This window comes from Propioniciclava sp. (assembly GCF_029977985.1).
Classification (GTDB): domain Bacteria; phylum Actinomycetota; class Actinomycetes; order Propionibacteriales; family Propionibacteriaceae; genus Propioniciclava.
Window position 1 is genome coordinate 1 of sequence record NZ_JARKOT010000072.1, and the last position, 1,029, is coordinate 1,029.

General features: G+C 72.0%; 1 protein-coding gene. It reads right to left on the minus strand.

Annotated features, from left to right (window positions below; genetic code table 11):
* The coding region (gene dusB / locus Q1K57_RS04420) for a tRNA dihydrouridine synthase DusB (protein ID WP_300079405.1) at positions 1–1,029 on the minus strand (1,029 nt) is incomplete at both ends.

Below are 1,029 nucleotides of genomic sequence, written 5' to 3' on the forward strand. Positions count from 1 at the left end.
CATCGCCGAGGGTCCTGCTGTCGAGCCAGCCGTACGGCAGCGTGACCTTGTCGCGCGGCGTCCCTTGGCGTCCGCGCGGCGTGCCGAGCTCAGCCACCGGGAAACCGGCTGTCGCATCCACCTGAGCGATGAGGGCGTCGAGCTCGGCGAAGCTCGAGACGGTCGCGAGGCCGCGGCGCAGCTCGCCGCCGACCGGGAAACCCTTGAAGTACCAGGCCATGTGCTTGCGCAGGTCGGTGAGGCCGTGGCGTTCGCCGTGGATCTCGGCCAGCAACTCGGCATGGCGGCGCACCATGCGCGCCACCTCACCGAGCGTCGGCAGTTGGCGGGTGTCACGGCCGGCGAAGGCGTCGGCGAGGTCGCGGAACAGCCACGGGCGGCCGAGGCAGCCGCGCCCGATGACGACGCCGGCGCACCCCGTCTGCTCGACCATGGCCAGGGCGTCCGATGCCTCCCAGATGTCGCCGTTGCCGAGGACGGGGATGTCGAGTTCGCCGGCGAGGATCGCGATGGCGTCCCAGTCGGCCTGCCCCGCGTACGCCTGCTGGACCGTCCGCCCGTGGAGGGCGACCGCCGCGATGCCGGCGTCATGGGCGATGCGGCCGGCATCGCGGTAGGTGAGGTGGTCGGCGTCGATGCCGAGGCGGGTCTTCATGGTCACAGGGACGCCGTGGGCGTCAGCCGCCCGCACCGTGGCGGCCAGCAACTCGGCCGTCCGGTCGAGCTTCCACGGCAGCACGCCGCCCCCGCCGCGCCGCGTCACCTTGGGGACCGGGCAGCCCAGGTTGATGTCGATGTGGTGGACGCCGAAGTCCTCGCACAAGAGGTGGGCCGCGCGGGCCATCGTGGCCGGGTCGACGCCGTACAACTGCACCGAGCGCACCGACTCGCCGGGCGCGAACCGCAGCATCGCGTGGGTCTTGGGATTGCGCTCGACGATGCCGCGGGACGTGATCATCTCGCAGACGTACAGCCCGGCGCCCTGTTCGAGACACAGCTGCCTGTAGGCGGGGTTCGTGATGCCCGCCA